This window comes from Bowmanella yangjiangensis (genome assembly GCF_017255015.1).
GTDB lineage: Bacteria > Pseudomonadota > Gammaproteobacteria > Enterobacterales > Alteromonadaceae > Bowmanella > Bowmanella yangjiangensis.
The window spans coordinates 1-352 of the sequence record NZ_JAFKCS010000303.1 but is presented as its reverse complement, the minus strand read 5'-3'; the positions used below and the strand labels follow the sequence as shown (position 1 = coordinate 352).

Below are 352 nucleotides of genomic sequence, written 5' to 3'. Positions count from 1 at the left end.
TCTGGATCGCGGCGAGATCGGAGACGCCATCTTCCATGCGCTGCTCGTTCCACTCCGCCCCCAGCGTCACCACCTGCTCGAAGACGGCCGAGATCGGCAGGCTCACTTCACTGTGCGCGGTCAGGCTCTCCAGCTCGATGGTGCCGAACTGATCACTGTAGATCGCCCCCTCCGGCCCACCGGCCAGGCCTTCCTTGAGCCGGTTGTTGCGCGTGCGCTCGTACTGCAGGTAGTTCATCGTGGTACCGAAATCCCAGTCGCCGTGGTGCGTGACGCCGTAGGTGTTGCGGTACATGCGGTTGGTTTCGCGACCGATCCAGGCGCTGCGGTAGTTGTCGACCACGGCACTGCT

General features: G+C 63.9%; 1 pseudogene. It reads right to left on the bottom strand.

Features of this window, described 5'->3' with window-relative positions:
- Positions 1 to 343: pseudogene (locus J0A65_RS24145) on the bottom strand (TonB-dependent siderophore receptor); the annotation flags it as partial.
- Positions 344 to 352: the final 9 nt, after the last annotated feature.